The 26,881-nt window shown below is 63.1% G+C and carries 30 protein-coding genes and 2 pseudogenes; 18 read left to right on the forward strand and 14 right to left on the reverse strand.

All coding sequences use genetic code 11. The features are described 5' to 3' along the window. Window positions 1-81: 81 nt before the first annotated feature. Window positions 82-854 (reverse strand): annotated as a pseudogene (locus WN73_RS37320) (cobalamin-binding protein). Window positions 855-973: 119 nt separating this feature from the next. On the opposite strand from WN73_RS37320, the gene WN73_RS37325 reads away from it, so the two are divergent. Then, a complete protein-coding gene (locus tag WN73_RS37325; protein ID WP_038966793.1) occupies window positions 974-1,375 on the forward strand; it encodes a PaaI family thioesterase in 402 nt (133 codons plus the stop codon). A 150-nt stretch (window positions 1,376-1,525) separates the two neighbouring features. Beyond that, on the forward strand, window positions 1,526-2,131 hold the full coding sequence (locus WN73_RS37330) for a GNAT family N-acetyltransferase (RefSeq protein ID WP_011086935.1): 606 nt from the start codon (window positions 1,526-1,528) through the stop codon (window positions 2,129-2,131). 60 nt (window positions 2,132-2,191) lie between these two features. On the opposite strand, the gene WN73_RS37335 is transcribed toward WN73_RS37330, so the two are convergent. The 4 genes from WN73_RS37335 to WN73_RS37350 all read right to left on the reverse strand — a co-directional run bounded on the left by WN73_RS37335 (window position 2,192) and on the right by WN73_RS37350 (window position 4,835). Further along, window positions 2,192-2,497: a hypothetical protein gene (locus WN73_RS37335; protein WP_028171140.1), complete on the reverse strand. Its 306-nt coding sequence runs from the start codon at window positions 2,495-2,497 to the stop codon at window positions 2,192-2,194. Between the two features lie 103 nt (window positions 2,498-2,600). Next, window positions 2,601-3,287: a DUF2161 domain-containing phosphodiesterase gene (locus WN73_RS37340; protein ID WP_011086936.1), complete on the reverse strand. Its 687-nt coding sequence runs from the start codon at window positions 3,285-3,287 to the stop codon at window positions 2,601-2,603. A gap of 100 nt (window positions 3,288-3,387) precedes the next feature. Continuing rightward, the gene (locus tag WN73_RS37345; RefSeq protein ID WP_011086937.1) at window positions 3,388-4,068 is read right to left on the reverse strand and encodes an SDR family oxidoreductase; all 681 of its coding nucleotides are present in this window, start codon (window positions 4,066-4,068) and stop codon (window positions 3,388-3,390) included. A 23-nt stretch (window positions 4,069-4,091) separates the two neighbouring features. Continuing rightward, window positions 4,092-4,835 carry a tyrosine-protein phosphatase gene (locus WN73_RS37350; RefSeq protein WP_271557214.1) on the reverse strand — a complete coding sequence of 248 codons (744 nt, stop codon included), beginning with the start codon at window positions 4,833-4,835 and terminating at the stop codon, window positions 4,092-4,094. A 48-nt stretch (window positions 4,836-4,883) separates the two neighbouring features. Here WN73_RS37350 and WN73_RS37355 point away from each other — a divergent pair, with 48 nt between their 5' ends. Beyond that, complete coding sequence (locus WN73_RS37355; protein ID WP_271557215.1) at window positions 4,884-5,210, forward strand: MliC family protein; 327 nt, start codon at window positions 4,884-4,886, stop codon at window positions 5,208-5,210. A 110-nt stretch (window positions 5,211-5,320) separates the two neighbouring features. On the opposite strand, the gene WN73_RS37360 is transcribed toward WN73_RS37355, so the two are convergent. Then, entirely contained in the window at window positions 5,321-5,524 is a 204-nt protein-coding gene (locus WN73_RS37360; protein ID WP_011086940.1) for a DUF2735 domain-containing protein, read from the reverse strand. Beyond that, complete coding sequence (locus WN73_RS37365; RefSeq protein WP_162185834.1) at window positions 5,502-5,789, reverse strand: hypothetical protein; 288 nt, start codon at window positions 5,787-5,789, stop codon at window positions 5,502-5,504. Before WN73_RS37365 ends, WN73_RS37360 begins: the two co-directional genes overlap by 23 nt. Before the next feature lie 273 nt (window positions 5,790-6,062). On the opposite strand from WN73_RS37365, the gene WN73_RS37370 reads away from it, so the two are divergent. The 4 genes from WN73_RS37370 to WN73_RS37385 all read left to right on the forward strand — a co-directional run bounded on the left by WN73_RS37370 (window position 6,063) and on the right by WN73_RS37385 (window position 9,554). After that, on the forward strand, window positions 6,063-7,097 hold the full coding sequence (locus tag WN73_RS37370) for a glutamine synthetase beta-grasp domain-containing protein (protein WP_271557216.1): 1,035 nt from the start codon (window positions 6,063-6,065) through the stop codon (window positions 7,095-7,097). 196 nt (window positions 7,098-7,293) lie between these two features. Next, the gene (locus WN73_RS37375; RefSeq protein ID WP_271557217.1) at window positions 7,294-7,995 is read left to right on the forward strand and encodes a GrlR family regulatory protein; all 702 of its coding nucleotides are present in this window, start codon (window positions 7,294-7,296) and stop codon (window positions 7,993-7,995) included. A gap of 18 nt (window positions 7,996-8,013) precedes the next feature. Beyond that, the gene (locus tag WN73_RS37380; RefSeq protein WP_271557218.1) at window positions 8,014-8,700 is read left to right on the forward strand and encodes a substrate-binding domain-containing protein; all 687 of its coding nucleotides are present in this window, start codon (window positions 8,014-8,016) and stop codon (window positions 8,698-8,700) included. A 32-nt stretch (window positions 8,701-8,732) separates the two neighbouring features. Beyond that, window positions 8,733-9,554: a tetratricopeptide repeat protein gene (locus WN73_RS37385; RefSeq protein ID WP_161535132.1), complete on the forward strand. Its 822-nt coding sequence runs from the start codon at window positions 8,733-8,735 to the stop codon at window positions 9,552-9,554. A 97-nt stretch (window positions 9,555-9,651) separates the two neighbouring features. Here WN73_RS37385 and WN73_RS37390 read toward each other — a convergent pair whose 3' ends face one another. Then, on the reverse strand, window positions 9,652-10,110 hold the full coding sequence (locus WN73_RS37390; protein WP_271557219.1) for a hypothetical protein: 459 nt from the start codon (window positions 10,108-10,110) through the stop codon (window positions 9,652-9,654). Between the two features lie 114 nt (window positions 10,111-10,224). Here WN73_RS37390 and WN73_RS37395 point away from each other — a divergent pair, with 114 nt between their 5' ends. The 3 genes from WN73_RS37395 to WN73_RS37405 all read left to right on the forward strand — a co-directional run bounded on the left by WN73_RS37395 (window position 10,225) and on the right by WN73_RS37405 (window position 11,872). Next, window positions 10,225-10,695, forward strand: a complete 471-nt coding sequence (locus WN73_RS37395) for a hypothetical protein (protein WP_271557220.1) — start codon at window positions 10,225-10,227, stop codon at window positions 10,693-10,695. A 57-nt stretch (window positions 10,696-10,752) separates the two neighbouring features. After that, window positions 10,753-10,902, forward strand: a complete 150-nt coding sequence (locus WN73_RS37400) for a hypothetical protein (protein WP_007609497.1) — start codon at window positions 10,753-10,755, stop codon at window positions 10,900-10,902. 265 nt (window positions 10,903-11,167) lie between these two features. Beyond that, window positions 11,168-11,872 (forward strand): hypothetical protein, encoded by a 705-nt coding sequence (locus tag WN73_RS37405; RefSeq protein WP_028171147.1) that lies wholly within the window; start codon window positions 11,168-11,170, stop codon window positions 11,870-11,872. Window positions 11,873-11,908: 36 nt separating this feature from the next. Here the strand turns inward: WN73_RS37405 and WN73_RS37410 are convergent, their stop codons facing one another. From WN73_RS37410 to WN73_RS37420, 3 genes are all read right to left on the reverse strand, one after another. Next, a complete protein-coding gene (locus WN73_RS37410) occupies window positions 11,909-13,258 on the reverse strand; it encodes an IS701 family transposase (protein ID WP_271557221.1) in 1,350 nt (449 codons plus the stop codon). Between the two features lie 226 nt (window positions 13,259-13,484). Then, a complete protein-coding gene (locus WN73_RS37415; protein WP_039184394.1) occupies window positions 13,485-14,012 on the reverse strand; it encodes a hypothetical protein in 528 nt (175 codons plus the stop codon). A gap of 124 nt (window positions 14,013-14,136) precedes the next feature. Then, the gene (locus tag WN73_RS37420; RefSeq protein WP_370140254.1) at window positions 14,137-14,475 is read right to left on the reverse strand and encodes a DUF3551 domain-containing protein; all 339 of its coding nucleotides are present in this window, start codon (window positions 14,473-14,475) and stop codon (window positions 14,137-14,139) included. Window positions 14,476-15,412: 937 nt separating this feature from the next. Between WN73_RS37420 and WN73_RS37425 the strand changes: the two genes are divergently transcribed. Then, window positions 15,413-15,544, forward strand: coding sequence for a hypothetical protein (locus WN73_RS37425; RefSeq protein ID WP_271557222.1), 132 nt, complete (start codon window positions 15,413-15,415; stop codon window positions 15,542-15,544). A gap of 101 nt (window positions 15,545-15,645) precedes the next feature. Here the strand turns inward: WN73_RS37425 and WN73_RS37430 are convergent, their stop codons facing one another. Then, complete coding sequence (locus WN73_RS37430; RefSeq protein ID WP_271557223.1) at window positions 15,646-16,608, reverse strand: AraC family transcriptional regulator; 963 nt, start codon at window positions 16,606-16,608, stop codon at window positions 15,646-15,648. Window positions 16,609-16,823: 215 nt separating this feature from the next. Here WN73_RS37430 and WN73_RS37435 point away from each other — a divergent pair, with 215 nt between their 5' ends. Continuing rightward, the gene (locus WN73_RS37435) at window positions 16,824-17,594 is read left to right on the forward strand and encodes an alpha/beta hydrolase (protein WP_271557224.1); all 771 of its coding nucleotides are present in this window, start codon (window positions 16,824-16,826) and stop codon (window positions 17,592-17,594) included. A 193-nt stretch (window positions 17,595-17,787) separates the two neighbouring features. Next, window positions 17,788-18,282: a DUF302 domain-containing protein gene (locus WN73_RS37440; RefSeq protein WP_028171152.1), complete on the forward strand. Its 495-nt coding sequence runs from the start codon at window positions 17,788-17,790 to the stop codon at window positions 18,280-18,282. Window positions 18,283-18,386: 104 nt separating this feature from the next. On the opposite strand, the gene WN73_RS37445 is transcribed toward WN73_RS37440, so the two are convergent. Beyond that, on the reverse strand, window positions 18,387-19,547 hold the full coding sequence (locus tag WN73_RS37445; protein ID WP_271557225.1) for a LysR family transcriptional regulator: 1,161 nt from the start codon (window positions 19,545-19,547) through the stop codon (window positions 18,387-18,389). On the opposite strand from WN73_RS37445, the gene WN73_RS37450 reads away from it, so the two are divergent. The 5 genes and pseudogenes from WN73_RS37450 to WN73_RS37470 all read left to right on the forward strand — a co-directional run bounded on the left by WN73_RS37450 (window position 19,470) and on the right by WN73_RS37470 (window position 25,886). Then, complete coding sequence (locus WN73_RS37450) at window positions 19,470-19,871, forward strand: GlcG/HbpS family heme-binding protein (RefSeq protein WP_231166706.1); 402 nt, start codon at window positions 19,470-19,472, stop codon at window positions 19,869-19,871. The genes WN73_RS37445 and WN73_RS37450 overlap by 78 nt on opposite strands. A gap of 86 nt (window positions 19,872-19,957) precedes the next feature. Beyond that, window positions 19,958-20,140, forward strand: a pseudogene (locus WN73_RS37455) (GrlR family regulatory protein); the annotation flags it as partial. A 208-nt stretch (window positions 20,141-20,348) separates the two neighbouring features. Next, window positions 20,349-23,183, forward strand: coding sequence for an ATP-binding protein (locus tag WN73_RS37460; protein WP_271557226.1), 2,835 nt, complete (start codon window positions 20,349-20,351; stop codon window positions 23,181-23,183). Window positions 23,184-23,333: 150 nt separating this feature from the next. Next, window positions 23,334-24,095 carry an SDR family NAD(P)-dependent oxidoreductase gene (locus tag WN73_RS37465; RefSeq protein WP_271557227.1) on the forward strand — a complete coding sequence of 254 codons (762 nt, stop codon included), beginning with the start codon at window positions 23,334-23,336 and terminating at the stop codon, window positions 24,093-24,095. A gap of 168 nt (window positions 24,096-24,263) precedes the next feature. Then, the gene (locus WN73_RS37470) at window positions 24,264-25,886 is read left to right on the forward strand and encodes an ABC-F family ATP-binding cassette domain-containing protein (protein ID WP_271557228.1); all 1,623 of its coding nucleotides are present in this window, start codon (window positions 24,264-24,266) and stop codon (window positions 25,884-25,886) included. On the opposite strand, the gene WN73_RS37475 is transcribed toward WN73_RS37470, so the two are convergent. Continuing rightward, complete coding sequence (locus WN73_RS37475; RefSeq protein WP_271557229.1) at window positions 25,883-26,857, reverse strand: glycerophosphodiester phosphodiesterase family protein; 975 nt, start codon at window positions 26,855-26,857, stop codon at window positions 25,883-25,885. The genes WN73_RS37470 and WN73_RS37475 overlap by 4 nt on opposite strands. Between the last annotated feature and the right edge of the window lie 24 nt (window positions 26,858-26,881).

Consider the following 26,881-nt stretch of genomic DNA (forward strand, 5'->3'; position numbering starts at 1 on the left):
TTGACGTGTCAACCATGTCCCCGAACACCCGTCAGTCATGTCTCCGGGCTAAACACTTCGCTCGCAATGACGAAGGAGAGATCAGGAGCGCTCGCCCCACAGCGCCTGCACGATCGCATCGAGCCCGTCGGTGAGCGCGGCCGGCCCCGGCTGGAGAATGATCGGTGACTTGATCTCGACGATGCGGTTGTCCCGCACGGCCGGAATTTCATCCCACCCCTCGCGCGCGCGGATGCGGGTAGGCACAACCTTCTTGCCGCACCATGATGCGAGGATCACGTCGGGGGCGGCCTGACGCACGTCGTCCGCCGCGACGATACGATCCTTGGCCGCCTGCCGATGCCGTAGCTCCGGAAATACATCCGCCTCAGCTCGGACACCCAGCCGATGCCTGATATCAACGGGTCGTCCCACTCCTCGAAATAGACCTTTGGCTGCGGCGAGGGACGGGGCGTTGCGGCGATCGCGGCGAGACGCAGCTCGAATCCCTGGGCGAGTTCCTGGGCGCGCTTGGCGGCGCCGACCAGCGCGCCCAGCGTCCGGATCATCGCCAGTATTCCCGCAACGTCGCGCTGGTTGAAGACGTGGACGTCGAGCCCGGCGCGCACCAGATCGGCGACGATGCCGGCCTGGAGATCGGAGAAGGCGAGCACGAGATCCGGTTCCAGCGCCAGAACCTTCGGGATGTCCGCCGACACGAAGGCCGATACCCGCGGCTTCTCGCGCCGCACTTGCGGCGGGCGCACGGCGTAGCCGGAGACGCCGACGATGCGGTCCTGCTCGCCGAGCAGATAGAGCGTTTCGACCGTCTCTTCGGTCAGGCAGACGATGCGGCGGGGAGGGAAGTGACGCATGGGAGCAGCATATGCACAAATGCGGGCGCCGATGTCAGCATGGCCATGACCTCGGACGTCATTGCTTTGCCGCGCGAAGCAATTCACGCTGGGACAACAACGAATTGGGAGGAAGTCCGATGACGCCGCTCGAGAAACTTAAAGCGATGAAGATGCCGTTCGCCGAGCTCAAGGGCGTCGAATTCGTCGAGGCCGAGAAGGATCGCGTGGTGGCGCGGATGACCGTCCGCCCCGATCTCTGCACCCTCCACCACACCATCCACGGCGGTGCGGTGATGGCGCTGGCCGATTCCGTCGGCGCGGCGGCGACCGTCATCAACCTGCCCGAGGACGCCAAGGGGACGACCACGCTGGAGAGCAAGACCAATTTCATAGGGGGCGCGAAGGAGGGAACCACGCTCATCGCCACCGCCACCCCCGTCCACCGGGGCCGGCGGACCCAGGTTTGGACCACCCGTTTGGAAACCGAGGACGGCAAGCTGGTCGCGGTGGTGACCCAGACGCAGCTGGTCCTCGTATAACTACGGGCCTTTGATTCTGTTAACGAAATAGTCGCTCCCGATGCCCTTAACTTGGGCAGGTTCCAGTCTTGAAAATTATGGTGCGATGCACAACATAGGGAGCCTAGGGATTCGAACGCCTCCTCGAGGGACACCAAGAGGAGTTTTGACGTGGTACTTGAAGAGACGCTCCGCACCGCCCCAGGCTATGTGCGGACCCTGATCCAGCAGGAAGAATTGCCGCTGCTGCGCGACCATCTGCTGAGGCTCGATGCCGAAAGCCGGCATGATCGTTTCAACGGTTTTCTCGACGACAGCTTCATCGAGCGTTACGCCGCCCGCTGTGCCGAAGACGGCACCGTGATCGTCGCCTATATCGTCGACGGCGTGGTCCGCGGTGCGGCCGAGCTGCATCCGCCGGAGCACGATTCGCTGCCCGAAGTCGCCTTCAGCGTGGAGGCCTCCGCACGCCGCCAGGGCGTCGGCACCGTGCTGTTCCGCCGCCTGATCGCGGAAGCGCGCTGGAGAGGCTACAAGCGCCTGCGCATCACCACCGGCGCGGAGAATCACGCGATGCGGGCGCTCGCCAGGAAGTTCGGCGCCCATCTCGCCTTCCACCATGGCGAATCGACCGGCACGATCGATCTCGCCAAGACGCCGGAAGCCGAGCTGGCCGACCTCGCGGCCGCGCCGTTCACGGCCGGGCGCGCGCTTCTCAGCTTCAACTCGACCTGCTGGAAGATCATCTCCAGCATGTACGGCAATCGCGCCGCCTGAATCAAAAAGCGGACCGGCAAAACCGGTCCGCTCTTGTATTGGGGAGCGTGGATGAGGCGCTCAGGTGCCGGTGCGTGTACCGGTGCCGAAGCGGCGGACGACGCGGCGCTCGACCACCACCGAGCGCTGTGCGCCCTGTTCGCCGGCGATCACGCGCGTGGCGGTGATGCGGCTGTTGGTGCGGGCCTGCTTCTTCACCTCGGCCTGGACGACATCGAGCGGCATCCCCATCAGAGCTGCGGCGATCTCGGCCTGCTGCTCCTGGTCGTCGGTGATGCCGACGGCGGCGAAGATCGCCTCGTCCAGGGTGGGCGGATCGTGACGCACGCGCCGCGTGCCGTACTTGGTATTCCAGTCTGCGCTCATGGGGGCCTCGTTTCGATCCGGGATACCTAGTGCCGCCTATGTTGCATTGCAATATGAATTTGGTGTGGCAGCTCAGCTATTCACGGCTTGCATCGATCCCGTGTCAGGACGGTGACGGAGCACCGGCGTCGATCTCGATCCGTTGCTGCGGCCAGCGCTTCAGCGCGGAGTGTCCGGCGGCGGTCAGCCCGTAGATTCCCCGCTCGGTGCGTTCGAACCAGCCATACACATTGTTAAGCAAGATCTTGCCGGCATCCGGACAGCGCTCGCGCAGCTCGCCCACGCGCCGTGGGCCGTCGGCGAGCGCCGCGGCGCAGGCCAGTGCCTGCTGCCGATAGGCGGTCATGATCGGCGCGCGGGTGCTGCCGCCGAGCGCCGGATCGCCCTGGCGGCGCTGATGCTCGGCAACGAGGCGCGAGCGCTTCTTCGGCTCGCGTCGCGGCGCCGCGGTCGGCGGCTTCACCAGCACCTCGACCTGGCCGCGGTCGGTGACCCCCAGCATACCGAAGCCGAGGCGGCGGCAGAGATTGCGATAGCGCGAGTCGCTCTCGCGGCCCTTGCCGCGCACCGACATCTTTGCCGCAATCCAGACCTCGTCGCTGGCCGGCGCGCGGTCGACCGCCTGGAGGATCAGCTCGAGATTGAAGGCAAGCTTGAGCTCGCCGATCACCACCACCGGCGGGTCGCCGGCGCTGAGGCCGACCAGATCGCAGCCGCCGATCTCGCCCTTGACCGTGAAGCCGAGCTCTTCGAGGAAGCGTTTGACGGGCAGGTAGAGCGCGGTTTCCACAGGTGTTCCGATCGGAGAATCAATTGTGGACAGTCTAGAGCGTTCAGGGCTCCGATTGAATCAGAGCCGGCATTCATCAGACGACCGGATCGGACTTCGACTACACCCGCCCGCCCACCGGGATCAGCGCGCCGGTGACGCCGCTCGCGGCGTCGCTGGCGAGGAACAGGATGACCTCGGCAAGCTCCTGCGGCGTCACCCATTTGGTGAAGTCCGCCTTCGGCATGTCGGCGCGGTTGGCCGTGGTGTCGATGATCGACGGCAGCACCGCGTTCACCGTCACCTTGCCCTTCCACTCGCTGGCCAGCGCCTCGGTGAGGCGATGCACGCCGGCTTTCGACGCCGCATAGGGACCCATGCCATTGCCGGCCTGGAGCGCGCCCATGGCGCCGATGTTGATGATGCGTCCGGCGCTGGATGCGGCGAGATGCGGCAGCGCCGCGCGCGAGGCGTTGAGCGCGGTCAGCACGTTGAGTGCATACATGCGCTGCCACGTCTTGGTGTCGCCGTCGCCGACGGTCTCGAAGGCAAAGCCGCCGGCGATGTTGATCAGCGCATCGAGCCGGCCAAAGTGCTTCGCGGCCGCATCAACCGCGGTCTTCGCCTGCGCCGCGTCGGACAGATCGACGCCGCCGATCTCGATGCGCTCGGGCGTCGCTGGTACTTGCGAGGGCGCGTAATCGATGCCGGCGATCCGTGCGCCGCGAGACTGCGCGATCTCCGCAACTACTTTACCGAGAGCGCCGAGCGCGCCGGTGACGATCAGAACCTTGCCTTGCATTGTCGTTCTCCCGGCGCGGCCGCCTACGATTGCAGATAGCGCGCCTTCAGTGCGGTCCGCTCTGCTGTGCCGAGCTTGAGCCCGTCGCGCAAGTAGGTTTCGAGGTCGCCATAGTCGCTGCCGACGGCTTCGAAGGCTGCCGCAAGGTACGAGGCCTCGACGGAGCCGATCGCGTCGAGCACGTCGGCGGGAAGATCGGAGGCGTTTGACGCATCGCGCCGGTAGTGCCGGTTGGTCAGGAGGTAGTCCTCGGCAATGACGCCGTCGGCAACGCCGAGCGCATGCAGGATCAGCGCGCTGGCAAAGCCGGTGCGGTCCTTGCCGGCGGTGCAGTGGATCACGAGCGGGGCGCGGTCTTCCAGCAGATGGCCGAACAGCGCGCGAAAGCTGTGCGTGTTGTAGCGGACATAGTTGCGATAGGACTCGCGCATCAGCTCCAGCGCGACCGGCGCGGTCAATGTGCCCCGGGCGAGCTCGGCGCGCAGCGCGGCAACAACCGTCGGCTCGATCGGCAGCGAGTGCACGGTGATCTCGTTCACGACGCAGACACCGGCCGCGCGCTCCTCCAGCCCGCGAAAGTCGAACGCGCTCCTGACGCCGAGCGCGCGGACGATTTCGATGTCATCGGCGGTGAGCTGACCGAGATGGTTGGAGCGGAAGATGTGCCGCCAGCGCGTGGTGCGGCCATCGATGGTCGGATAGCCACCAAGATCGCGGAAATTGCTGGCGCCTTGCAAGGCGAGGTGGCGGGCAGGGGGCTCTGACATCGGATATGCTTTTGTTATGTTGCCGGCGGATCATTACAGGGGGCGATCATGAACCGGCACAAGGCCATTGTCTTGGCGATCACCATGCTGGCGAGCGGAATCTTCGGCATGCGGCTGGCCGGTGCACAGACGTTCCAGACCTACCGCTGCGCCGATGGTACGCAGTTCATCGTCGGGTTTTATGACGCGGACAAGCGCGCCTTCCTCCAGATCGACGGCGAACCCGTCACGCTCGCCAAGCGGCTGACGGTCTCGGGCGCACGCTATTCGGGGGCGGGGGTCACGCTGAGGATAGGCGAGACGGGAGCGACCACCGTCAAGCATCTGAAGCGGCCGGTCACGGCCTGCGCAATGGTCGAAAAGCCCGGGCTCTAGCCGCGCTGCCATCAAGAATCAAAAAGGGTCGAAACCTCATTGTTTCGACCCTCTTCAAACTGCTGCCGGTCGCTCCAGGGAGCGTCGCGGGATTGAACCAAACGCAGGCATTAGCGATCCCATTTCGGCTTGGCTTCGTCGACGGCCTCCTGGTGGTACCAGCTTCCGCTGCAGATCGTCTCGTTCACAGGAAGCGAGAGACGGTCGGCAGGAAGGCGGGCCTCACCGTAGCGGCGACCTCCGAGAGCCGCGCGGCCCCCGGCGGGGAATTGATAGATCTTTGCAGATCCCTCACTCAGACCATTGTTCATCATTGCGGTATCTCCTCGGGTCGAAGCGCTTGGCCTCCATGGTGCGCCCGACTCGTTCGATTGTGGTTACTGGAATCCCCATATCGGCCGCGCGCCCCGAAATGCAAAGTGCTGAAAAGGAAATCAGTTTCAGCTTATTTTCTAGGCAGCGTGCATTCTGCATCCTCCAAGGCACCAGCTTGGTGACTAACGCTTGGGCCATTGCGAAGGTTGCCGGCGATGGGGCGAAGACTTTGCGAAAATTGCCGGACGTTGATGCGCGTTTCATCGGCAACCTCCGGCACCGGCCGGCCTGCTCCAGAATCAGGCGTTTTCCGCGGGATTTTTGCAGTGCAGCTTCACGCAAAGGTGCGCCGCTATGACGCACGCCGCCGGGGACGGCCGGCCGCTCGCGGGGAGGGGGCGGCCGCGGTGGAAAACCTCCCGCAATGCGGCCTTTTGGCACGCAAAATGCTTGTAAACGGTCGGCCGATGGTGGCCGGGTACAAACGTGGGGGGCCCCCGGGCCCCCAACCTTTCGCATCATCTACAGAGAGGCTCAATGACCAAGTATAAGCTCGAGTACATCTGGCTCGACGGATATACGCCGACTCCGAACTTGCGCGGCAAAACTCAGATCAAGGAATTCGCGTCGTTCCCGACGCTCGAGCAGCTTCCGCTCTGGGGCTTCGATGGCTCCTCCACCCAGCAGGCCGAAGGCCACAGCTCTGATTGCGTGCTGAAGCCGGTCGCCGTCTTCCCGGACGCCGCGCGCACCAACGGCGTGCTCGTGATGTGCGAAGTCATGATGCCCGATGGCAAGACCCCGCACGCCTCCAACAAGCGCGCCACCATTCTCGACGACGCCGGCGCCTGGTTCGGCTTCGAGCAGGAATACTTCTTCTACAAGGACGGCCGTCCGCTCGGCTTCCCGACCTCCGGTTATCCGGCGCCGCAGGGCCCGTACTACACCGGCGTCGGCTTCTCGAACGTCGGCGACGTCGCCCGCAAGATCGTCGAAGAGCATCTCGACCTCTGCCTCGCGGCCGGCATCAACCATGAAGGCATCAACGCGGAAGTCGCGAAGGGCCAGTGGGAATTCCAGATCTTCGGCAAGGGCTCCAAGAAGGCCGCTGACGAAATGTGGATGGCCCGCTACCTGATGCTGCGCCTGACCGAGAAGTACGGCATCGACATCGAGTTCCACTGCAAGCCGCTCGGCGACACCGACTGGAACGGCTCCGGCATGCACGCCAACTTCTCGACCGAGTACATGCGCACGGTCGGCGGCAAGGAGTACTTCGAGGCGCTGATGGCTGCCTTCGACAAGAACCTGATGGACCACATCGCCGTCTACGGCCCGGACAACGACAAGCGTCTGACCGGCAAGCACGAGACCGCGCCGTGGAACAAGTTCAGCTACGGCATTGCCGACCGCGGCGCTTCGATCCGCGTGCCGCACTCCTTCGTCAACAACGGCTACAAGGGCTATCTGGAAGACCGTCGCCCGAATTCGCAGGGCGACCCATACCAGATCGCTTCGCAGATCCTGAAGACGATCTCGTCCGTGCCGACCGAGAAGAAGGCTGTCGCCTAAGATCCTCCCGGCCCGGGCGAGGGGGCTGGCCCGGGTTGGCATTCAATCCGCCGGAGCTGAAAGGCTCCGGCGGATTTTTTGCGTTTTGTTGACGGCCGTTCCTGTGGTCTGCCGGCGGTGATGGCGCGAATTTTGTCCATCGCCATCGAAAGCGGGATAGACTGTGCCTGGATGTGCGCAGGGCCGGGGACGGCTGGTGTTTGAGGGTTTCTACAAGGTGCGGTTTCAGCTCGGCGACGCCGTTGGCCGGAGCGTGATGCATGCCGGTAATGGCAAGATGCTCGGCGGCAATTCGGCCTTCGCCCATATCGGCACCTACGAGAAGACCGATGACGGCGTCGACATCGTCATCAAGACCGTCCGCCACAACCCCGATCCGAACTACCGCGCCATGGCCGGCACCGATGACGCGACCCTGCTGGCGAAAGGTCGGGCCGACGGCGATCTCTATCGCTTCAAGGGCGAGCTGAAGGAGCTGCCGGGCGTGCCGTTCCAGTCGGTGATGACGCCGATCACGGAGGACGAGATGCCGATCGCCGGCGGCGTCGGCGAGGGCGGCATCGCCGATGGCCTCTATTCGATCCACCTGCGCATGCTCGACGGCGTCGACGGCGGCCTCACCGGCGTGATGCTGCTCAACCACGGCCGCATTCTCGGCGGCGATGCCTCGTTCTACTATCTCGGCAGCTACACCGCCGCGAACGGCCGCTGGAAGGGCCAGATCCTCAATCAGGAGCACACGCCGGCCAAGGACGATCCGATCTTCGGCGGCCACGAGGTCGGCATCGGCTTCTCCGGCAGCTACGACGCGGAGCAGGCGGTGCTGGAGGCAACCGCGCTTGCCGGCAAGCGCAGCCTGCGCCTGACCGCAGCGCTCAAGCTGATGCACCGCGCCTGATCTCATCCGGGAAGACACATGGAAAAGACCATCCGCACGCTTTCGACGCTCGGCCTGATGGGCGCGATGCGCAGCCTGTCCACCGCCTTCGAGACCGCTAGCGGCATCCACGTCGATTCCGACTTCGCGCCGACCCTGGCGCTGCTCAAGCGGCTGCGCGACGGCGAGGCCGCCGATCTCGTCATCCTCACGCGCGAGGGGCTCGACGAGATGATCGGCGAGGGCCGCGTCGTCGCGGAGAGCGCGGCCGATCTCGCGCGCTCCTTCGTCGGCATTGCCGTGCGGGCAGGGCAGGCGCATCCCGACATTGCCACCGAAGCTGGGCTGCGCAAGACGCTGCTTGCGGCGCGGTCCGTCGCCTATTCGCGGCTGGGCGCCAGCGGCGTCTACTTCGCCCAGCTGATCGTCCGGATGGGGATCGCGGCCGAGATCAACGCCAAAGCCACCATCGTCGAACAGGGCTTTACCGCCGAGCGGCTCGTCAACGGCGAGGCGGACCTCGCCGTGCAGCAGATCAGCGAGCTGAAACAGGTCGACGGCATCGAGGTCGTCGGCCCGGTCCCGCACGATTTGCAGACACCGGCCGTGTTCTCCGCCGGCCGCATGGCGAACGCGAAACAGGCCGACGCCGCGGACCGGTTGCTGCGCTACCTGGCTTCACCGGAGGTCGTGTCCGTTCTCCGTCAATCAGGACTCGAGCCTTGAATTTGCCGGGCCGGGAACGCAACGTGGTGCCCATGCGGACCTATCTTCTTGCCATTCTCCTTGCGCTTGCCGCGCCCCTCGCGGCGCATGCGCAATCCGCCGACCTCGTCCTGTGCGACCGGGTTGCGGCCGATCCCAGCGATCCCGACAAGCCGGCCGACGTGAAGGGCGTGGCGGAGGTCGCTGCCTCCGACGTCGCGACCGCCATCAAATTCTGCAGGCAGGCCGCGCCATCCTCGCGGCGCGCGATGTTCGAGCTCGGCCGCGCCTATGCCGCCGGCCGTCAGATGGCGGAGGCGATCGCCGCCTGGCGCAAGGCGGCCGACAAGGGATCGAGCGCGGCCATGGTCGAGCTCGGTGTGCTCTACGGCACGGGATCAGGAGTCGCGAAAGATGAGGCGCAGGCGCGAAAGCTGTTCGAGAAGGCGGCGCAGGCCGGCAATCCCCGCGGCGTCAGCAATCTTGCCGCGCTCGGCGGCGCCGGTGGTGCCGCGCCGGCCGATCCCGCGCAGGCCCGCGCGCTGCTGGGCAAGGCTGCCGAGACCAACGCGGAGGCGCAGTATCAGCTCGGCCTGATGCTCTCCGAGGGCACGGGCGGTGCGAAGGACGACGTCGCGGCGCGCGCGCTGTTCGAGAAGGCGGCCGCGCAAAACCATCCCGGTGCGCTGGAGCGGATGGGCGCCTTCGCGCAGGAAGGCCGCGGCGGGCCGAAGGACAAGGATGCCGCAAAAGCCTATTACGAGCGTGCTGCCGCGCTCGGCGACGAGGACGCCAAGGCTGCGCTGGAGCGGCTGCGCTGCCCCTACGCGATCAAGGACAAGCAGGGCAAGCTCGTCACCACGCTGTGCTTCTGATCAAACAGCAAGTTTGATTGAACTCGGTGGTGGCCGAGAAGCTCGTCCACTTCTCCCCGTCGGGGAGAGTTGGAGGCTCTCGCTGTGCCGCTTCAGCTCACTTGTAGTAGTAGGCGAGATTGTTGCGGGCGTCGCGATAGGTCGTCTCGAGAAAATCGGGATATTCCGCGGCGGCCTGCGCCACGGCGCGTACGACGCAGTTCCAGAAATCACCGTCCCATTTGAAATGCGCTTCAGTCGCGCCCTCGAATTTGACGGCGGTGATGATGGCCCGCCTGATCGCGGCGTCATCGGCGCGCGGATGGGCTCGCTTCACATAGCCGAACATCGTCCCCTCATGGGCATGGTCGCGGTCGTAACGATATTTCTCGGCCATCTGCTGCGGCGTGAGGGTGCGATTGATGCGGACCTGTTCGGCGGTCGGGCGCCCCTCGATCGAATCCAGTCGGTAGCGCCAGCGCCAGAGTTCGAACGCGGCATCGAGCAGCGGTTGCTTCGCCGCGCTGGCGATGAAGGCCTCGATCTGCTCTTCGGCGGATGGTTCGGTCCGGTTCATGCCCCTTTGTCGTGCGCGTGCGCCGACGGGTTCGACGCCGCCCTTGATCGAGCGCAAGGCTCCCGGGCACCGCGCCAGCGTACACTTGCTTCTCACGGGAAATGGAGACCTGCGATGAGGCTTCGGGGGTGGATGCTGGCGCTGGCCGGCTTGGGCGCGCTAACCGCCGTGGCAACGGCGCAGGACCTCAAATCGCCATCCTCGGACCAGTATGTGCCGCGCCTCGGCGACATCATGGGCGCCGCGCAGGCGCGTCACCAGAAACTCTGGCTGGCCGGCAAGGCCCAGAACTGGGAGCTCGCGGCCTATGAGCTGCGCCAGCTCAAGGCCAGCCTGGTCGAGGCCGCCGTATTCTATTCAGGCATTCCCGTCGGTAATGTCACGACCTTGGAGCCATCGCTGCAATCGATGTCCGACGCGCTCACGGCGAAGGACGGCCGCAAATTCGCAAAGGCCTTTGGCGATTTGACCGAGGGCTGCAACACCTGCCACCGGTCGATGAAGCGCAACTTCGTCGTCATGAAGGTTCCTTCCGACCAGGCGCCATTCGCCAATCAGCAGTTTGCGCCGCCATCCAAGCCGTGACGGAACGGATTTCGCGCGCAGCGGGTTGAATCCGAAAACCCGACAGGAGGCGTGATCATGATCCGCAAACTGGCATCCGGCGAGTATCGCCTTTACTCACGCAAGGTGAATCCGAAGACCGGCAAGCGTCGCAACCTCGGCACCTTCAAGAGCCGCGCGGCGGCCGAGAAGCACGAGCGCGAGGTGCAATATTTCAAGCGTCACTAGCGCGGGGCGAGGCGGCCGGGACCACGCAGAACAAAAAAGTCGAAAAACAACCCCATGCACAGTAGCCGGGGCACTGAAATCGCAACGAAATCACGGATTGCGGATTTGGCGAATCTCGGTTGACCCGTCGGGCAAAACAGGGGCATGATGGCATCATGCAGCGAGGGGTCCGGCGAGCGGCCCTGCGCGCAAAAGCCGGATGGCCTTGGCGCGGCGGCGGTGCTAGGTAGCCTCGATTCCTTTCCGATTTTGCGGGTTCATTGCGTTGCTGGACGGACTCTACAAGGTTGAATACGGCGTCAACGATGCGTTCGGCCGCAGCATCATGTGCCTGCACGACGGCAAGATGCTGGGCGGCAATTCGGGCTTCGCGCATCTTGGCACCTATGTCGAGCGCGACGGCGAGATCATCGCCGAGGTCATCACCGAGCGGCATAATCTGGATCCGAACTACAAGCCGCTGATGGGCGCCGACGTCGCCTCGATCGGGGCGCGCGGGAGGCTGCACGGCAACCAGATCCGTCTGGAGGGCGGCGCGGACACCATGCCGGGCGCAAAATTCTGGGCCAATCTCACCCGGCTCGACGACGAGGCGGTGCCTCCGAGCGGCGCGGTCGGCCCTGGCGGCATCGTCAACGGGCTCTATGGGATGAGCCTGCGCGCGCTTGACGGTGTCGATGCCGGACTCTCCGGCGTGATGCTGCTGATCGACGGCCGCATCCTCGGCGGCGATGCGTTCTTCTACTATCTCGGCTCCTATTCATCGGCCGACGGCCGCTGGAAGGGTGAGATGCTCAACCAGGAGCACACGCCGGCGAAAGGCGAAAATCCGGTGTTCGGCGGCTATGAGGTCGGGATTGGCTTCTCCGGGACTTGCACGGCGGATAGCGGCGAGCTCGAAGGCATCGCGCTCGCCGGCAAGCGCAGCCTGCGCCTTGCGGCCTCGCTCAAGCTGATGCGGCGGGCCTAGCACTACTTTGGCAGAATGTGTTTTCGCCGCTGTTTTTCAGGGATTTTCTTTCGGCAATATGGGCACTGCTGAGACGGCGGCCGAAGGATGAGATCGACGATGGCGTGACGTATGGCGGGCATGGTTGGTTGAGGCGGAGGCCCGTTGATTCTTTTTTTTCCGCCCCGCGTGTGCGAGGCGACGGTGTTGCAGGAAGGCGTAGGCAATCATTGTCATAAGGGCGTGGCGATGAAGACCTTGCCATGATCGCCCTTCGAAGTGATCAAGTCCGAGCTCCTCCTTCAACTGCTGATGCGCTTGCTCACAAATCCACCGTGCCTTGATGGTGGCTGCCAGCGTGCGCAGATCCGTCATCGCCGGAAGATTGGCGAGATAGTATTTCTTCTCTCCCGAGGCGCGTTGCTCGCCAATGAGCCAGGCTTCGTCGCCTGGGAGATGCTGCTGACCTTTATCCCATATCCGCTGCGGAGGGCCGTCGGCGGTCCGGACACGGAGAGCAGCAAATCGGGCTTTGAGCCGACCTTTCGTCCCGCTACGCCAACTCACGGTTTTCCATTTGGCGCTGGCCAGCATTTGTTCTGCCGCAATCGATAAGATATCGGGCACGTGGTGCTTTCGTGGTTTCCCGCGGACTTTGGTGATCGGCCAAATGAGCTTCACATCGACCGGATACACTTTCAGGTGCCGAGGGATGCCGACAGCCCAGGCCAGCCCGCGCTCTGTTAGCCCTTGCCGAAACGGTGCGCTGAGGCCGTATCCTGCATCCGCCAGCACACATCCAAAGCGCACGTTGGCTGCCATCGCGCGGTCAATCTCGGCCAAAGCGATCTCCGGCTTGGACCGTGGCGTTCGGTGTTCGACTGGCACGCGAGCGTGCTTCAAACGAGGCATGTCGCTTGTCCAACTGTCAGGCAGAAAGAGACGTAACGCGACCATCACTGGCACCTCGCCGCGCGCAAGCGTTAAAGACACCAGCGTTTGGCAGTTTGCAGTTTTACCGAGAGCCGACGCGTATTGAGCCGCAACACCGACCGAGCGATCACCTTTCTTCGGCAGTGAGGTGTCATCAATAACCAGCACCGCATCCCTGCCGCCGACAAGTCGGTCCGCCTGGTTGAGCAGCTCTGTCTCCAGCGGCGTCGCGTCCCAGACACCGTCCGCAATGAAATGGTGCAACTGGTCGTAGTTGCTCGTGGCAAGGCGTTCCGCCATCGGCTGAACGCTCTTGCGATCGCCAGGACCGATCAATCCCGCAACATAGAGAGGGCACATCCGCTGCCGGGTCTTATGACCCAGCCGGTCCAAGAACGGCATCAGCCAGCGTTTGAGTTCGTCTTCCCATCCCGCCATGGTCAGCCCTCCAAGAGCCGACCACCCATGAATCATTGAAAAATTGATTCGGGAATCCTATAAATCGCGGCAAAATCAACAATCTGCCAAAGTAGTGCTAGGGCGTGTCCTCATAAATTCGTCGCGTCCGCTTTGCTGTTGGAAGGCGACGTTGAATCCGATACGTCTGGACGTCGGCCGTGGGCCAACAGGCGACATCACGCCCTTCGTCGATCACAAGGGCATGCGTCGCGCATCAAGTTCGTTATGGGTCAACTCAGGCTCATCCGCCTCGCGCGTCGCGTACCGCCTGCGCGACTTTCGTCGCCTGCGACACTCGTCCGATCTTTGCGCCTGCAATGGTCTTTCTTCGGCGTGTGCTTGCCTTCGGCACCATGCCTTCGTTCGCGGTGGCTCCGGCTGGGGGATAAATCGTGAAGTTCGCCGCTCGATGCAGCGCGAGAGCCTTTCGAGCCGCTTCGACATGCGCGGTCCGAGCTGCCAGGTTGTGAAGACGCCGAAGCTCGTTGTTCAACCGCTTCAGCGCCGCGGCGAAGACTTGCTTGCGTTCTGATGCATGCTCGGCGGTTCCTGGAAAGCTGGCTCCGCGAGCCTCGGCTTTTCCGCGCCCCTGTCGCTGCCTTTGTCGGCCGAGCGTTCGCTCCTTATTGCGCATCTTGCGCAAGCGGGGTCGCATGGCCTCAAGCTCAGCGATTTCGACGTCATAGATGGCAGGATGGTGCGTGAGGCGGATCGTCTCATATTCTTCGTGGCTGAGGAGGCTGCGTTCGAACTTGCAGGGGACCGACATTCTCATCCCTCCATTTGATTCCTTGAAATTCAGGCAGAACGGGACTCATCCAGGTCGACGATTTTCTCAATAATCAAGCCGCACCCACCAACAATTATCGGCCCGGTGCGCCCGCGGCGCTCAACTACTGTCTGCCCTGCCGCGAGCGTCCGAATGCATGGCGCGGATTGACCCCGCAGGACGCATGTGTGCCGGAGGCAGCCGTCCTGCACTGCTGGAGAGTCGAGAACTGGCAGTTGCCGGGATGGCCCCAGCGGCGGCCTTGTAGGCAGTAGCGATCTGCGACCGCGGGCGAGAGTGATCCGACTGTGACCAAGATCAAAATGGTGGAGACCGCAGCAAACAGAATACGGCACATCGGAGTCCTCCTGTACTCGTTGGGTGAGTGCTCACCTGTGCTCCACTGGGTTGGAAAGGCACCGGGACCAAGGTCGACTGTAGCTTCAGCGTTCCGGATGATCATCCGATCAAACCCGTAGAGTTCGCAGTGAATTTCCCGAGATCCTGCGTCGGTGCGGAGTTTTCATGCCGGAGGGCCGGTTGGGGTCAAAAGCGCCGTTTGGAAGGTCGGCCAGTTGCTTTCTCTCTACCCCGATAAGCGAACAATTTCGGCGCTAGCTGCGGAGGTCTGCTATTTGATCACCTCGTCGGCGCTTGCACTCGACATCTGCGTCGCAGGGGAATGAAAGCAGCCCGCTCCGCATTGGGGCGAAGCCGGACATCAACCGGCGGACATTCAATTGTGCTCAATTTGCCCGCCAACTCGCTGAGCCGAGAGTAGCCTCAAGAGAGGCTTCAATGATCCTTCCCGTAAGGGATGCCTGCCAGATCACGAACAGGGCATCGCGGCGGGACTAAAATGCCTCGCGCTGACCATGATTTCGAGCGTATATTTGCCAAATCTGGGCGATGGCAGGGCAGTTGCAGTGACGGCTCAGTCCCACAAGACCGCAGAAGAGGAGTACGAGGAGCAAGTTCGCATCCTCGTCCGTATCGTTTCATGCTGCACATTGGGGCTTTTCGCTTTCGCTGCGGGCCTGCTGATTGGGACCTTTCTGTTCTCGTGATCGAAGATGAATGACCGGCCTCCGGGCGCGGTTCTGTTTGGCTTGGGCTTCACGAAAGTTACAAGTCTCGCTATGCCATGGATTTCGCATGATCACGTGCATGCCGTTGGACGACAACGGCTTGATCCATGTCGTCAAGTGTCAGCTATCGCAACATGCATCCTTCGAAGGGGCGACATTGCCGGGCTGCAATATCCTAACTCAGCCTCAATGTCCTTGAGGGTAAAAAAGCCGACATCGGGCCAACGGCCGTAGTACGTCGGCTATGGGTCATGAGCCGGCGATGATGACCAAGCGGGGCGACGTCCGCTTTATCTTCGGAAGCCGACGGTCATGAGTACTCGCCCTAGCGCCTCGTCACGGAGCCTGACACGCCGCCCCGGTCTTCACCCAGGCATCGACCAGCGCGCCGGCAAGCGCAGCCTGCGGCTGGCGGCCTCGTTCAAGCTGATGCGAAGGGCGTAGGGCGGGTACTCATAAATTCGTCGCGTCTGCTTTGCTGTTGGAAGGCGACGTTGTCGGCGATGGGCCACTTGCAGACATGGCGACGGCGCGCGTGCTCGAGGTCAATCGGATACGTGTACTTCCGAATTGCCCGATTGCGCGTAGCCTCCGTCGGCGCGTCGAGAGGCTCGGTAGCGGCCTGGCGAATGTCCGTGATGCCGGTGAAACAGCTTCGAAAACGCCGCCGCTGTCTCGTAACCAACCCGGCTGGCAATCCGCGCGATGGGCTCATCGCTTGTTTCGAGCAGAAACGCCGCCTCCGCCATTCGGCGTTCGATCACATAACGGTGCATGGACTGGCCGACGAGCCTGGTAAAGCGCGCCGAAAATGCCGAGCGGCCGAGCCCGACGCGACGGCCAAGGTCGCTCAGCGTCCAGAGCTGCTCCGGACTTTCGTGAATTAGCTTCAGCGCCGGTCCGATATGGGGATCAGAAATGGCCCCGATCCAGCCGCCTTGTCCGGGACTGAGAGACGCGATCCAGCTTCGCAGCACCTCGACAAAGAGCACTTCCGTCAGTCGTGAAAGCGCGACGCCTTGGCCAGGACGCTCGAGCACGGACTCGCTCATCATGCGGCGCAGGATTGCTTCAAGCCAACCACGGTCCGCCGTCGGCTTCAGCAAGAGCACGGGTGGAAGCAACTCCAGCACGCTGCCAAACATCGGCCGCGACACCGTGAAATTGCCGCAGAGCATGGTCGAGAGCGGCTTTGCAGGGCTGCCGTGACGAAGGAATCCGAGGCGTGGCGACGACCGTTCGATATCCGCGATGCGCAAAGGCTCGGCCCGGCGATCCGAATAAAACACATGGGGCTCGCCGCGCGTGATCACGACAAAATCGCCCTCGGTCATCTGGATTTCTTCTCCCTGTTCGAGCGCGAGGGTCGCCGAACCCTGGCTGAGATAGTGAAACAGGGCGTAGGGGCGCGCCGGCAACTCAAGATGCCAGGGATGGCCGAGCTCGAAGTGGAAGAGCAACGTCCCGCCGAGACGAACCCGATCGAGCACCTGGGTGAGGATGTCCATGCGGTCCAGATTAGACCGGTGGACGATCGGACACAACATGCGGACGATTGGTCCCTATCGTCCGAAATGCCCGCGGAATAGATCATGCCGCAGCGGGCCGACGGTAGGTGCGGCAACCATTTCGCCGACGGCGGATGGAAGAACCGCGACCTTGCAGGAAACGCCTGTCCATCCCCCCGGACTGATTTCGTCCGACATGCCAACAGGAACATTCAATGCGAAATATCCTTCTCTCAGCCGCCACCGTACTCCTGGCCGGATCGACGTTGGTCGGCTCCGCCCAATCCGCCGAACTGCCCAAGGGAGCAGCGCACAACATCGTGCTCGTGCACGGCGCTTTCGTGGACCAGACGAGCTGGCAGCCGGTTGCCGATATTCTCACGAAGAAAGGCTACAACGTCACGCTCGTGGAAAATCCGCTCACCTCGCTCGTCGCTGACGTCGATGCCACCAAGCAGGCGCTGGCGAGACAGGATGGCAGGACCGTTCTGGTCGGCCACTCCTGGGGCGGCGTGGTGATCACGCAAGCCGGCAACGATCCCAAGGTTTCGGCGCTGGTCTATGTGTCCGCCTTCGCGCCGGAGGTCGGCGAATCCCTGGCGTCGCTGGCAAAGGCCGGCCCGCCGACCGAAGGCGGCAACGCGATCCATCCCGACGCGAAGGGCAATCTGTACATCGATCCCAAGATTTTTCCGTCGGCCGTCGCGGCTGACCTTCCTCCGGAGATCGCTGAGCACCTGGCCAACTCGCAGCTTCCGTTGAATCACGTTGCGTTCGAAGCCCCCGTCAGCATTGCGGCCTGGCACGACAAGCCGACGTTCGATGTCATCACCACGAAGGACAAAGTCATCGCGCCCGAGGCCCAGAAATTCTTCGCGACAAGGATGAAGGCTCAAACGACGGAAGTCGCCGGTAGCCATGCCTCGCTTGTCGTGCACGCGAAGGTGGTCGCTGAGGTGATCGAAAAGGCCGCGCTCGTGAAGTGACGGTACGACTCCCGGCGCAGTCGCGCCGGGAGCGCCCACGCTCGCAGAGCGCCTGCAAGGGCGACGGCGCGAGTCGGCCAAGCCGCAGGAGCGCCAGCGATATCCTGAAGGAAAGGTTTCGATCGCCGCGCTACCCGGCGCGTTCCGATGCGATCGAGCCACTTCATCCATGACAGTTGGTACGGAAGATAAGATGAAAATCCAAAAAGTCGAAGTTGAGCGCTTCAGCCTCACGAGTTCAAAGCCGTTCGACGCCGTCGTGGCTGCGCTCAAGTCGGCGATCGGTCAGCCTGACATTGTTGAATTTTTCAGGGCGACGAGGGCCACAGAATCCTTCCCGGATTTAAAGCGCATTGTACAGAGCGGCCTGGGTCGCACCGACCTTATGCTCTTCGCCGAGTTCGACTTGGGCGACATCTTGCGTCGGGAAAATGGATCCAGGACGCCGAGGATCATACGGCTTGTGGTCGGAAATCCACTCATCATGAAAGAAATGGTCAAGCACGTGCCCGACGCCGGATCTTACGCTCCGGTCACAGTGCTCATTGATGAGCGTGCCGACGGCGTGCACGTCTCTTATGATAAAATGGAGAGTTATCTGCGGCATTATGGCAGTTCGGAAGCCCTTGCCGTCGCCCAAAATCTCGATGCGAAAATCACCGCTTTGCTACGCGAATGTGCAGGCTGAAACGTTCTGATGACGTCTTTGGCTGATGGAAGTGAGTAATTCATACCAATCGCGGAACGCGACGAGGTCGCGCAAGCGGTCGCTGCCAGCGCGAAAGCCGCAGCTCATATCCGCAGGGCGGAAAGCCGGGCCACGAGGAAGTCGATGGCTGCGCGGACCCGCCGAGGCATCGCGCCGGCTCCTCGCGTGGGCCAGACAATCTGGAGCGGGATGGGCGGCGGCTCGTGGCCGACGAGGATTTGCTCGACGATCCCCTGATCGATGAGCCTGCGGACCTGCCAGAGCGGAGCGAGCCCGATGCCAAAGCCGGACGCGACGGCCGCATTGCGTGCCGCGGCGCTTTCCGACCGAAAGCGACCATGGACTTCGATACGCTTCTTGTTGCCTCCGAATGCCCACCTGTCGTCATCGCTCGCTCGCAACACGCATTCATGACGGGATAATTCTTGCGGATGCTCGGGACGCCCGTGGGCGGCGAGATAGGCCGGCGAGGCGAACACCGCCCAGCTCAGTCCACCGATCCGGCGAGTCCGCAAATTCGAGTCCGGCAGGTTGCCGATGCGAACGGCAAAATCGAGCTTCTCGGCGACGAGATCGACACGCTCGTCGGAGAGGACGAGCTCGAGGTCGATCTCCGGACTCCGCGCCAGGAACTGGCTCAGGACGGGCGTGACATATTCGGGGCCGAAAAGGCTCGAGGTGCCGATGCGGATGGTCCCGGCAAGCCGCCGGTCGCTGGCGAGCAGGTCCTCGCGCGCGGCGTCGATGGTCGTCAGTGCGAGGCGGATGCGGCCGGCGAATTCGAGGCCCGCGGGTGTGGGGTGCAGGCGCCGCGTCGTTCGCGATACGAGCTCCACGCCAAGATCGTCCTCGAGCCGCGCAAGCGAACGGCTCACCGACTGCAGCGATCTGCCGAGACGCGTTGCCGCGAACGTCAGGCTGCCTTCGTCAATGACGGCGAGGAACGTCGCATAATCCGCAAGCGAGGCCAGCGCTATTCTCCCGAAGAGTGAGATAATATGTCCGCATCTGCGGCTATTATCATCACAAGTGTCATGTGTTGGGAATGGGCTCCCGATCACCTGGAGCTTCCCATGACGAAACCTGATGCCTGCGTGGCAAACGTCCCCCTCGCGGCCCTGACGCCGCTCTATGGTGCCCCGATCACCCTTGATGAGGCGGCGCTGGTGGCCGATGCGGCGCGTGCCGAGGCGCAACGTCATGGCTGGCCCATGGTCATCGCCATTACCGACAGCGGCGGTCATCTCGTGCTGTTGTACCGTCTCGACCAGGCGCAGCACGGCAGCGTGCTCGTCGCGCAGCAGAAGGCGAAGACCGCCGTCGATTTCAGGCGGCCGACCGGCGCGTTCGAATCCGCGCTGGCGGACGGCGGCCTTCACTGGCGGCTGCTGGGCATGACCAACCTGACGCCTCTGGAGGGCGGCCTTCCGATCCTGCGCGACGGCAGGGTGATCGGAGCGATCGGCGTATCGGGCATGCAGTCAACCCAGGATGCGCAAGTCGCCGCGGCAGGTCTTGCGGCCGCGTCCCCGATTTCACCAGTGTCGTCAAGCGCCACGGCGACATGACGAACCATGAGGAGATGGGCCTGGTGCAGAGGGTCGGGCTCCACAAGCCCTGATCTATGAGCCCTAAACCTTGGGGCATATTGCGGGAATTTGGCGACCAGGAGCACACGCCGGCGAAAGGCGAAAATCCGGTCTTCGGCGGCTATGAGGTCGGGATCGGCTTCTCCGGGACCTGCACGGCGGATAGCGGCGAGCTCGAAGGCATCGCGCTCGCCGGCAAGCGCAGCTTGCGACTGGCGGCCTCGCTCAAGCTGATGCGAAGGGCCTGAGGGGCCGCATGTGCCTCGCGAAGCTCGCAATAAAACGTGCGAATTTGCAAAGACGCCAAGATGTGACTGACTGTCACATGGAAGAAGCGCTCGCGGCACTGCGGTGATTTGAAAGCAGTGCGTCAACTGCTGCCCACTGCCGATTGACGCGCAGGATTGCGAGGCGAGCGGCTATTCCTGTGCACGAAAGCTCAAGGAAAGGCCTGTTATGGTCATGAGCATCGACTCTGCTGAAAGTTCCGATGCGGAAGTATTCTTCGGTCGCTTCCAACTGGACAAGCGTCGTCGGCAACTCCTGAAGGATGGAGTTGAAGTTCGGATCGGCTCGCGCGGTTTCGACATACTGATTGCGCTGACCGAGCGCGCCGGCGAACTCGTCAGCAAACGCGACCTCCTATTCTCCGTGTGGCGTGACGTTGTCGTCGACGAGGCCGTCTTGAGAGTGCACGTGGCCTCCCTTCGCCGGGCCTTGGGCGAAGGTCAGGATGGCGCGCGTTACATCGTCACTGTTTCCGGTCGGGGCTATAGTTTTGTGGCTCCGATCGAGCGCAAACGTGGCGATGGGCTTGCATCTTCCGGATACGTTCCGCCCCCCAGGCATGGACGCCACTTCCCGTCGATTCCCAGATTGTTCGTTGGACGGGACGAAGTCGTCGACGACCTCTGTGCGCTCATCGTGAAGCAGCGTTTTGTCAGCGTCGTTGGAGCTGGCGGTATCGGCAAGACTACCGTGGCCGGGGCTATCATTCGCCGGCTACAAGCCGAATTTGGCGATGAAGGCGCCGTTTTTGTCGATTTGGGCGCGGTTGATGAACCTGGCCTAGTCGCTGGGGCGGTTCTCTCCGCGGTCGGCTGCCCGCTCGGAGGAGCCGAGCCCCTTGCGGAACTTCTGGGGTTCGTTGCCGGTAAGCGAATTCTAATCGTGCTGGATAGTTGCGAACATCTTCTCGATGCGTCCTCGCATTTGGCCAGCCAACTGTTTCAGTGTACTTGCGGCGTTTGTCTGCTTGTCACGTCGAGGGAAGCATTGAACGTCGAGGGCGAGATTGTGCACCTTCTCAGCCCTCTTGCTTGCCCAACCGACGACGTTCCGAGCGCCGCGGATGCGATGGCGACCCCGGCAGTGAGGCTATTTATGGATAGAGCCTCATCCGCTGGTTTTGAGGGGGCGCTGAATGACGCTGACGCGCCGGTCGTTTCCGAAATATGTCGCCGTACCGATAGCATCGCGCTGGCGATCGAACTGGTCGCCAGCCGAGTGGGGACCTATGGCCTTCGGGGTGTTGCGGGTCTGCTGGCCAGCCATATGGAGCTGTCACTGACAGGCCAGCGAAACGCTGTCCCACGACACCGCACGCTCCAGGCGATGCTCGATTGGAGCTTCAGGTTGCTTGCCGAAAGCGAACAGCGTGTTCTTTCCAATCTTTCCATATTTGTCGGTCTGTTCACGATTGAGGCTGCCTGCTCCGTTGCCGGAAGTGGGGAGCGAAAAAGCGCCGAAGTCGAGATCGCGATTGCGAGGTTGGTGGACAAATCGCTCGTCTGGGTTCATCTGGTCGGTGATACCGTGTTCTATCGTTTACCCGATGTGACGCGCACGTATGCTGCGGCCAAGCTCGTGGAAATCGGGCAGGCTGAATCGGTTTCCCTGCGCCACGCGCTCTATTTCGGTGCTTTCTTCAAGGCAATCGCGCTCGAGCAGGGGGCTTACGCTGACATCGGACGTTATTCGCCTCACATCGGAAACGTGCGGAAGGCACTCGAGTGGAGCTTCTCAAAAGAGGATCGCTCGATCGGCATCGAGCTTGCTGCAGATTCCGCCCCTTTGTTTCTCGGTCTGTGGTTGCTGGTCGAGTGCCGGCGTTGGTCGGGGTTGGCACTGAAAGCGATTGCGAATTTCGGCCGACTCTCGCATCGAGAGGCACGCTTGCAGGAGGCATATGCAGTCTCGTCACTGCATACCTTGGGTAATACGACCGAAGTTCAGGCCGCCATACGGCGCGGGCTGGCACTTCACGAGGCGAGCGAAGAAGCATTGCCACAGCTGCGACTGTTGGCCGGACTCAACCTTTTCCTCACAAGGCTCGGCGACTTTGAAGGAGCATTGGCTGCAGCGACGAGATGCAGAACTGTAGCCGAGCTAAGCGGTTCATTGAGCGACAGAATTATCGCCGAATGGATGCTGGCGGCGGCTTGCCACCTCGCTGGCGATCAAGTCGCCGCGGTGGCGCATTGCAAGTGCGGTTTCGAGCTGGAGACGTCAATTGGTCGGCTCGACATCAATCTGTTTGGATATGATCACCGTCTGCGCGCCGAGATCGCACTGGCACGTTCTCTATGGTTGCTGGGCTCCCGCAAGCAAGCTCGCAAGCAGGCGCTTGAGGCGATGAACGAGGCAGCTCGGTTGGCCCCGGCGGCGAACTATTGCATGGCGGTGGTCCACTCCGTCCCGGTGCTGCTGTGGAGCGGGAACACCGGTGACGTTGCCGACCATGTCGATCGTGCAATCTCACTGGCTGAGAAGCATTCTCTCCGAGGTCATGCAGCAGCCGCTCAGGCTCTGAGGGGAGAGTGGCTTTTCATGAGCGGGAGGCCCGCGGACGGCGTCGAGGCGCTGCGTCAGGCGCTGAGAGGGCTCCACCGTGAGCAACTTCACATGGTCATCCCGGCGGCATCCCGCGCGCTCGCCGATGGACTTGCTCGAAGCGGAAGGTATGACGAGGCGCGCGAGACCATTCAATCGGCAATTCTATTTGCGGAGCGGATGCGCCAGACGTTCTGGATGCCGGAATTGCTACGCACGCAGGCGCAAATCATCCTGACGAGCCCAAATCCCGACCGCAAGGCAGCAGAGCTGGCGCTTCGTCGATCGATGGATAGTGCAAGAAGCCAACGAGCATCAGGGTGGGAGCTGAAGGCCGCTGTTCCGCTGGCGCGGTCGATGAAAAATCGAGGCCGAGGAGCTGATGCGCACGCGCTGCTTCAACGGGTCTTCGAGGCACGTCCAGAAGTATCGAGGTCGACTGCCCGTCCCTTGCATTGAGCGCTTCGGGTGCAAGATGTCGATCTGGCCAGTCTCCAGGTGACCCGGCAGACGTCAGAATTTTTCATTTTCTAACAGCTTCTAACGCGCGCCGCGCTTCGGAGCGGCGGTAGCGTCAATCTGCCGGATTGGGGTTATCAGGAGAGCGTGATGAAGCAGCGGGGAAGAATTGCGTTGATCACCGGCGGAAGCCGAGGCCTCGGGCGAAACACGGTGCTCAATCTCGCACGGCGAGGCGTCGATGTCATGTTCACCTACCATTCGGCCGTCGCCGAGGCCGAAATGGTCACGCGAGAGGTCGAGCAAATGGGGCGCAGAGCGAGGGCCTTGCAACTCGACGTCGGACGAACGAGTACATTCGAAACCTTCGTCTCGCAAGTTCGAGAGGCACTGGGCGAAATTGGCGCGATCCGTTTCGACTATCTCGTCAACAATGCCGGTATTTCCCACCTTAATTCACTTGAGAAGACGACCGAAGCAGAGCTCGACGACATATACCGGCTGAACTTCAAAGGCGTCTTCTTTCTCACCCAAAAATTGCTTCCATTGATGAATGACGGTGGCCGGATCGTGAACCTCTCGAGCGGGCTCGCAAGGATCATCATTCCCGGAAGCGGTCCCTACGGCGCGCTGAAGGCCGCAATCGATGTGTTGACCCGCTACCAGGCAAAGGAATTCGCCCCTCGCGGGATTGCCGTCAACGCGGTGGCTCCAGGTGCGGTACAGACAGATTTCAGCGGAGGGATGGTCCGGGACAATCCGGAACTTAACAAGCAGGTTGCCGGGATGACGGCCCTTGGCCGGGCTGGCGTTCCCGATGACATCGGCCCGATGATCGCATCGTTGCTGTCTGACGATAATCGCTGGGTCAATGCGCAGCGGATCGAGGTTTCGGGAGGGATGGCGATTTAGCCTGCCAGGAGGCGCAGACGGTCGCCCCGACCGGATCCTGCTGCGGTCCCGGCCCTGGCAGGCTATATTTAGCCTCTGGCAACCGGTGCCTCCGGGCCCTGCCGGGCTTCCCCTGGGAGCCGGCATGGCCTATGACGCTGCAACGCAAAATTCCCCCAAAAAGACCCCATGATCCGCCTCGACAACGTCAGCAAGCAAGCCGGCCACCAGATCCTGTTCATCGAAGCCTCCGCCGCCCTCAACAAGGGCGAGAAGATCGGTCTCGTCGGGCCGAACGGCGCCGGCAAGACCACCCTGTTCCGGATGATCGCCGGTGAGGAACTGCCCGACGAAGGGCAGGTCTCGACCGATCGCGGCATCACGATCGGCTATTTCAACCAGGACGTCGGCGAGATGTCCGGCCGCAGCGCCGTGGCCGAGGTGATGAACGGCGCCGGTCCCGTCAGCGAGGTCGCAGCCGAGTTGCGCCAGCTCGAGGCTGACATGGCCGACCCCGACAAGGCCGACCAGATGGACGAGATCATCGCGCGCTATGGCGAGGTGCAGCACGCCTTCGAGGAACTCGACGGCTACGCGCTCGACGGCCGGGCGCGCGAGGCGCTGTCCGGCCTCGGCTTCAGCCAGGAGATGATGGACGGCGATGTCGGCAAGCTCTCGGGCGGCTGGAAGATGCGCGTGGCGCTCGCCCGCATCCTCTTGATGCGCCCCGACGTCATGCTGCTGGACGAGCCGAGCAACCATCTCGATCTGGAAAGCCTGATCTGGCTGGAGAAATTCCTGCACGATTATGAAGGCACGCTGCTGATGACCTCGCATGACCGCGAGTTCATCAACCGTGTGATCTCCAAGGTGATCGAGATCGATTCCGGCTCGCTCACGACCTATACCGGCGACTACGAGTTCTACGAGCAGCAGCGCGCGCTGAACGAGAAGCAGCAGCAGGCGCAGTTCGAGCGCCAGCAGGCGATGCTCGCCAAGGAGATCAAGTTCATCGAGCGCTTCAAGGCGCGTGCCTCGCATGCCGCCCAGGTGCAGAGCCGAGTGAAGAAGCTCGACAAGATCGAGCGGGTCGAGCCGCCGCGCCGCCGCCAGAGCATCGCGTTCGATTTTCCGCCGGCACCGCGCTCGGGCGAGGACGTCGTGGCGCTCAAGAGCGTCCACAAGGGCTATGGCAGCAAGCGCATCTATGACGGCCTCGATTTCATGATCCGCCGCAGGGAGCGCTGGTGCGTGATGGGCGTCAACGGTGCCGGCAAGTCGACGCTGCTCAAGCTCGTCGCGGGCGCGAGCGAGCCGGACCAGGGCACGGTGGCGGTCGGCGGCAGCGTCAAGATGGGCTATTTCGCCCAGCACGCGATGGACCTGCTCGACGGCGAGCGCACCGTGTTCCAGTCGCTGGAGGACGCGTTTCCGACCGCGGGGCAGGGCTCGTTGCGCGCGCTCGCCGGCTGCTTCGGCTTCTCCGGCGACGACGTCGAGAAGCGCTGCCGCGTGCTCTCGGGCGGCGAGAAGGCGCGCCTCGTGATGGCGAAGATGCTGTTCGATCCGCCGAACTTCCTGGTGCTGGACGAGCCGACCAACCATCTCGACCTCGCCACCAAGGAGATGCTGATCACGGCGCTGGCGGATTTCGAAGGCACCATGCTGTTCGTCTCGCACGACCGGCATTTCCTGGCGACGCTGTCGAACCGCGTGCTCGAGCTGACGCCCGAGGGCATCCACCAGTTTGGCGGCGGCTACACCGAATATGTCGCGCGGACCGGGCAGGAAGCGCCGGGGTTGCGGAGCTAGTCTTTGCTCTTGCCGGCGATCGCCTCGATCTCGTTGGTCCAGATCCCGCCGGAATAGCCTTGCGGGAGCCGGGCGAACAACTCCGGCGTATCGATGCCGGAGGAGAACTCGCCGCCGGTGTAAGGGCCGAGCACGAAGACCGCGCTGTTGGCGCCGTTCATCCGAGCGAGGAAGCGATCCGGCCAACCCCATAGCCAGGGCGCGACATTGATCGGGACCAGCACCATCGCGTCGCGGCAGGCGGCCGGCATCAGGCCGGTCCAGCCATAGCCGATATAGCCGAGCAGGCAGCGCCGGATCGCCCCGCGTGATATCGTGCGGACCTCCGGAGTGAGGCGACGGATTACCTCGATCGGCTCGTCACCGCCGTAGACCATGATCATCCGCCGTCGCTCGGCCGGCAGCGCGTTCAGCACGGCCGCGAGCTTCTCGCCCTCGTTGGCGTCGCGGCTCTTCACGTTGACGAGGAGCCGCCGGTCTGGGAAGGCGGCAAACACGTCCGAGAGCGTCGGCATCATCCCGATGCCCTTGCCGCGAAACGGGAATGTCCTGCCGCCGTCGGCGGTATAGCCATAGCCGATGTCGAGCGTTTTCAGCTTTGTCATGCTCTGCTCGCGCGTGACGCCCTGGCCGTCGGTGCGGCAGTCGAGCGTCCAGTCGTGGAATACGGCGAACTCGCCGTCGGTGGTCGGGTGCACGTCGAGCTCGACCACGTCGGCGCCGGCCTCGAAGCTGGCTCGCATCGAGCGGAGGGTATTTTCGAGATAGTCGTGCGTCGGCGGCAACATCCGCGCAGCGGTGCAGGTGTCGTTCTTCACGTCGCGCTCGTCGAAGCGCTGCGCCATGCCGCGATGGGCTAGTAACACCGGCTTGCCGTCGCGGTGCGGCGCCAGAAGACTGGTGTTGTTGATGTAGACGCCGGCGGCGGCGGCGATCAGGACTGCCGTCGCAAATCCGAGTTTCCTGCGCACTGTTTCTTCCCCAATTCCGAGATG

Origin of the sequence: Bradyrhizobium sp. CCBAU 45394, assembly GCF_028128655.1 — a bacterium.
In the GTDB taxonomy this organism is placed as follows: Bacteria; Pseudomonadota; Alphaproteobacteria; order Rhizobiales; family Xanthobacteraceae; genus Bradyrhizobium; species Bradyrhizobium diazoefficiens.